We start from the raw sequence: 6131 nt of genomic DNA on the forward strand, positions 1-6131 counted from the left end.
TCAGCGTGCGCGCCTCCAGCTGCGCCTCCACCGACAGCGGCACGTGCACAGCCATCTGGTCGCCGTCGAAGTCGGCGTTGAAGGCGGCGCAGACCAGCGGATGCAGCTGGATCGCCTTGCCCTCGATCAGGATCGGCTCGAAGGCCTGGATCCCCAGGCGGTGCAGCGTCGGCGCGCGGTTGAGCATCACCGGGTGCTCGCGGATGACCTCCTCCAGGATGTCCCAGACCACCGGCGTGCCGGCTTCCACTTCCTTCTTCGCGGCCTTGATGGTCGTGGCGATGCCCATCTGCTCCAGGCGCGAGAAGATGAAGGGCTTGAACAATTCGAGCGCCATCAGCTTCGGCAGGCCGCACTGGTGCAGCTTCAGCGTCGGGCCCACGGTGATCACCGAGCGGCCCGAGTAGTCGACGCGCTTGCCCAGCAGGTTCTGGCGGAAGCGCCCGCCCTTGCCCTTGATCATGTCGGCCAGCGACTTGAGAGCCCGCTTGTTGGCGCCCGTCATCGCCTTGCCGCGGCGGCCGTTGTCCAGCAGGCTGTCGACGGCTTCCTGCAGCATGCGCTTTTCGTTGCGCGCGATGATCTCCGGGGCCTTGAGCTCCAGCAGGCGGCGCAGGCGCGAGTTGCGGTTGATGACGCGGCGGTACAGGTCGTTGAGGTCGGAGGTGGCAAAGCGCCCGCCATCGAGCGGCACCAGCGGACGCAGGTCCGGCGGCAGCACGGGCAGCACCTGCAGGATCATCCACTCGGGCTTGATGCCCGACTTGCGAAAGGCCTCCAGCACCTTCAGGCGCTTGGCGTTCTTCTTGACCTTGACCTCCGAGCCCGTCAGGTCGCCGCGCAGGCGCTCGATCTCGACCTCCAGGTCGATGCCCTCCAGCAGCTCCTTGATGCCCTCGGCGCCCATCTTGGCGACGAACTCGTCACCGTGCTCGGCACGCTGCTTCTCGAACTCGTCCTCGCTCATGATCGAGAACTTCTTGAGCGGCGTCATGCCCGGGTCGGTGACCACGTAGGCCTCGAAATACAGCACGCGCTCGATGTCGCGCAGCGTCATGTCCAGCACCAGGCCGAGACGGCTGGGCAGCGACTTCAGGAACCAGATGTGCGCGCAGGGCGCTGCCAGGTCGATGTGGCCCATGCGCTCGCGGCGCACCTTGGTCTGGGTCACTTCCACGCCGCATTTTTCGCAGATCACGCCGCGGTGCTTGAGGCGCTTGTACTTGCCGCACAGGCACTCGTAGTCCTTCACCGGCCCGAAGATCTTGGCGCAGAACAGGCCGTCGCGCTCGGGCTTGAAGGTGCGGTAGTTGATGGTCTCGGGCTTCTTCACCTCGCCGAAGGACCAGGAACGGATCTTCTCGGGCGATGCCAAGCCGATCTTGATGGCATCGAAATGCTCATCCGGCGTGAATTGCTTGAACAGGTCGAGTAGCGATTTCATGGGAACCTATCCTTCCTTGATTTAAGAGCGCTCGAGCTCGATGTCCAGGCCCAGCGAGCGGATCTCCTTGACCAGCACGTTGAACGACTCGGGCATCCCGGCCTCGATGGCATGCTCGCCCTTGACGATGTTCTCGTAGACCTTGGTACGGCCCTGCACGTCGTCGGACTTGACGGTGAGCATCTCCTGCAGCACGTAGGCCGCGCCGTAGGCCTCCAGCGCCCACACTTCCATCTCGCCGAAGCGCTGGCCGCCGAACTGCGCCTTGCCGCCCAGCGGCTGCTGCGTGACCAGCGAGTACGGGCCGGTGGAGCGCGCGTGCATCTTGTCGTCCACCAGGTGGTGCAGCTTCAGGTAATGCATGTAGCCGATGGTCGTCGGGCGCTCGAAGCGCTCGCCGGTGCGGCCGTCGTAGAGGTGCGCCTGGGTGCGCGTCTCGGTCAGCCCCTTGGCCTGGGCGATCTCGTCCGGGTAGGCCATCTTGAGCATGTCCTTGATCTCCGCCTCGGAGGCGCCATCGAACACCGGCGAGGCGAAGGGCACGCCCGTGGTCAGCTCGCGCGCCATGGCCATCAGCTCCTCGTCGCCCAGCTTCGACAGGTCTTCCTTGCGTCCGCGGGTGTTGTAGATCTGCTCGAGGAACTTGCGCACCTCCGCGGCCTTGGCCTCGCGCTGCAGCATCTCCTCGATGCGCTGGCCCAGGCCCTTGCCGGCCCAGCCCAGGTGCACCTCCAGCACCTGGCCGATGTTCATGCGCGACGGCACGCCCAGCGGGTTGAGCACGATGTCCACCGGCGTGCCATCCGCCAGGTAGGGCATGTCCTCCACCGGCACGATCTTCGAGACCACGCCCTTGTTGCCGTGGCGGCCGGCCATCTTGTCGCCGGGCTGCAGGCGGCGCTTGACGGCCAGGTACACCTTGACCATCTTGAGCACGCCCGCGGGCAGCTCGTCGCCCTGCGTGAGCTTCTTCCTCTTTTCCTCGAAGGCCAGGTCGAAGCTGTGGCGCGTCTGCTCCATGGCGTTCTTCATGGATTCGAGCTGCGCGGCCACCGCTTCGTCCGCCGGGCGGATATCGAACCAGTGGAACTTCTCTACGCTCGCCAGGTATTCCTTGTCGATGGTCGCGCCCTTGGCGAGCTTTTGCGGGCCGCCGTTGGCCTTCTTGCCCACCAGCAGCTTTTCGATCCGGTCGAAGGCGTCGGCCTCGACGATGCGCAGCTGGTCGTTCAGGTCCAGGCGGAAGCGCTTGAGCTCGTCGTCGATGATCTGCTGCGCGCGCTTGTCGCGCTGGATGCCCTCGCGGGTGAAGACCTGCACGTCGATCACCGTCCCCGAGCTGCCCTGGTCGACGCGCAGCGAGGTGTCCTTCACGTCGGAGGCCTTCTCGCCGAAGATGGCGCGCAGGAGCTTCTCTTCGGGGGTGAGCGTGGTCTCGCCCTTCGGCGTCACCTTGCCCACCAGCGTGTCGCCCGGCTGCACTTCCGCGCCCACGTAGATGATCCCGGACTCGTCCAGGCGGCCGAGCTGCTGCTCCGACAGGTTCGGGATGTCGCGGGTGATTTCCTCGGGGCCCAGCTTCGTGTCGCGCGCCATGACCACGAGCTCCTCGATGTGGATCGATGTGTAGCGGTCCTCGGCCACCACGCGCTCGCTGATCAGGATCGAGTCCTCGAAGTTGTAGCCGTTCCAGGGCATGAAGGCGATCAGCATGTTCTGGCCGATGGCGATCTCGCCCAGGTCGGTGGAGGCGCCGTCGGCGATCACGTCGCCCTTGACCAGCCGGTCACCGCGGCGCACGATGGGGCGCTGGTGGATGTTGGTGTTCTGGTTGGAGCGCTGGTACTTGATCAGGTTGTAGATGTCCACGCCCACTTCGCCGGCCACCGCCTCGGCGTCATCGACGCGCACCACGATGCGGGTGGCATCCACATAGTCCACCACACCGCCGCGGCGCGCCGTGACCACCGTGCCCGAGTCGATCGCCGCCACGCGCTCGATGCCGGTGCCCACCATGGGCTTTTCCGGACGCAGCACGGGAACCGCCTGGCGCGACATGTTGGCGCCCATCAGCGCGCGGTTGGCGTCGTCGTGCTCGAGGAACGGCACCAGCGAGGCCGCCACCGAGACGATCTGCGCGGGCGACACGTCCATGTACTGCACGCGGTCGGCCGACACCAGGGTCGATTCGCCCTGCTCGCGCGCGCTCACCAGCTCGCCCGTCAGGCGGCCTTCCTCGTCCAGCGCGGCGTTGGCCTGGGCGATGATGTACTTGCCTTCCTCGATGGCCGACAGGTAATCGATCTCGTCGGTCACCTTGCCGTCGACCACGCGGCGGTACGGCGTCTCGATGAAGCCGTACTCGTTCAGGCGCGCATACAGCGCCAGCGAGTTGATCAGGCCGATGTTCGGGCCTTCCGGCGTCTCGATCGGGCACACACGGCCGTAGTGCGTGACGTGCACGTCGCGCACCTCGAAGCCGGCGCGCTCGCGCGTGAGACCCCCCGGGCCGAGCGCCGAGACGCGGCGCTTGTGGGTGATCTCGGCCAGCGGGTTGGTCTGGTCCATGAACTGCGACAGCTGCGACGCGCCGAAGAACTCCTTCAGGGCCGCGGAGATCGGCTTGGAGTTGATCAGGTCGTGCGGCATCAAAGGGTCGTTCTCGGCCTGGCCCAGGCGCTCCTTGACGGCCTTCTCGATGCGTGCCAAGCCCGTGCGGTACTGGTTCTCGGCGAGTTCCCCCACGCAGCGCACGCGGCGGTTGCCCAGGTGGTCGATGTCGTCCACCTCACCGCGGCCGTTGCGCAGGTCCACCAGGATCTTCACCACCGCCAGGATGTCCTCGTTGGACAGCACCATGGGGCCGGTGGGATCGTCGCGGCCGATCTTGGCGTTGAACTTCATGCGGCCGACGCGCGACAGGTCGTAGGTGTCGGGGTTGTAGAACAGGCGCTGGAACAGGGCCTGCACCGCGTCCTCGGTCGGCGGCTCGCCGGGGCGCATCATGCGGTAGATGGCCACGCGCGCGGCGAACTCGTCGGTGGTCTCGTCGATGCGCAGCGTCTGCGAGATGTAGGCGCCCTGGTCGAGCTCGTTGGTGTAGATGAGCTGCAGCTCCTGCACGCCGGCCGAGCGCAGTTTTTTCAGCAGCGCCTCGGTCAGCTCGTCGTTGGCGCGCGCGATGATCTCACCCGTGTCCGGATCGACGATGTTGCGTGCGACCACGCGGCCCAGCAGGAAGTCCTCGGGCACGCTCACGTGCGTGGTGCCCGACTGCTCGAGCTCGCGCGTGTGGCGCGCCGTGATGCGCTTGTCCTTGGCGACGATGACCTTGCCGGACTTGTCCGTGATGTCGAAGCGCGCCACCTCGCCGCGCAGGCGATCGGCGACGAACTCCATCTGCGCGCCCGAGTCCATCAGGCGCACGTTGTCGTTGACGAAGAAGTTCGCCAGGATGGCTTCCGGGGTCAGGCCGATGGCCTTGAGCAGGATCGTCACCGGCATCTTGCGGCGGCGGTCGACGCGGAAGTACAGGATGTCCTTGGGGTCGAACTCGAAGTCCAGCCACGAGCCGCGGTAGGGGATGATGCGCGCCGAGAACAGCAGCTTGCCCGAGCTGTGCGTCTTGCCCTTGTCGTGCTCGAAGAACACGCCGGGCGAGCGGTGCAATTGGCTCACGATCACGCGCTCGGTGCCGTTGATGATGAACGAGCCCTTGTCGGTCATGAGCGGCACCTCGCCCATGTAGACCTCCTGCTCCTTGACCTCCTTGACCACCTTGGACTGCGCCGTGGAGGACTCGCGGTCATAGATGATCAGCTGCACGCGCGCGCGCACGGCCGACGCATAGGTCAGGCCGCGCGTCTGGCACTCGCGCACGTCGAACGCCGGCTTGGCCAGGTTGTACTCGACGAACTTCATCTCCACGAAGCCGTTGTGCGATACGATGGGGAAGGCCGAGTTGAATGCGGCCTGCAGGCCCTCGTTCAGGCGTTTTTGCGGCGGGGTGTCGGCCTGCAGGAAGGCGGTGTAGGCATCGCGCTGCATCTGCAGCAGATAAGGGACTTGGAGCACGCTGTCGCGGCTGCCGAAGCTCTTGCGGATGCGCTTGCGTTCGGTGAAGCTGTACGAGGATGCTTGGGCCATGAGATCTCCGGGCAAAGACAGGGAACAGGGTCTTCGACGACTGCCCCGCAGGGCGGCCACCTTGCGGGCTTGGCTGGTTGGCCACTACCAACCATGGCGGACGGCGATGCGTTGCACATCGCCCGAACCAAGGCGTCTTCTGCTGTCGGCTGGGACAGAAGACACTAGAAAGCCCCTTCGGGGAAGGCGCCCGGACCGCTCCGGGACGGCTTTCTGGTGTGCTCTGCGGGCTGCGCCCATAAGCACCAAAGGCTGGAGGCCTTTTCGACAAGACCTCCAGCCCAGGGCACAAGCAGGGATTACTTGAGCTCGGCCTTGGCGCCGGCGTCCACCAGCTTCTTGACCGCGGCCTCGGCGTCGGCCTTGGGCAGGGCTTCCTTGACGGGCTTGGGAGCGCCGTCCACCAGGTCCTTGGCTTCCTTCAGGCCCAGGCCGGTGATCTCGCGCACGGCCTTGATGACCGCCACCTTGTTCGCGCCGGCTTCGTTCAGCACGACGTCGAACTCGGTCTTCTCCTCAGCGGCAGCAGCACCGCCGCCGG

Annotated in this window: 3 protein-coding genes; all 3 read right to left on the minus strand. The window is 66.1% G+C overall.

Annotated features, from left to right (window positions below; genetic code table 11):
- The coding region (locus tag A612_RS01440) for a hypothetical protein (RefSeq protein ID WP_019372837.1) at nucleotides 1-1444 on the minus strand (1444 nt) is incomplete at its 3' end.
- 21 nt (nucleotides 1445-1465) lie between these two features.
- Nucleotides 1466-5590 carry a DNA-directed RNA polymerase subunit beta gene (gene rpoB, locus A612_RS01445; RefSeq protein ID WP_019372838.1) on the minus strand — a complete coding sequence of 1375 codons (4125 nt, stop codon included), beginning with the start codon at nucleotides 5588-5590 and terminating at the stop codon, nucleotides 1466-1468.
- A 299-nt stretch (nucleotides 5591-5889) separates the two neighbouring features.
- A partial coding sequence (rplL, locus tag A612_RS01450) for a 50S ribosomal protein L7/L12 (RefSeq protein WP_019372839.1) occupies nucleotides 5890-6131 on the minus strand: 242 nt, incomplete at its 5' end.

The sequence above is a fragment of the Melaminivora alkalimesophila genome (genome assembly GCF_000282995.1).
Taxonomy (GTDB): domain Bacteria; phylum Pseudomonadota; class Gammaproteobacteria; order Burkholderiales; family Burkholderiaceae_C; genus Melaminivora; species Melaminivora alkalimesophila.

Coding starts and splice junctions, on each gene's coding strand:
- rpoB (WP_019372838.1), bottom strand. CDS start 5,590: ATGGCCCAAGCATCCTCGTACAGCTTCACCGAACGCAAGCGCATCCGC.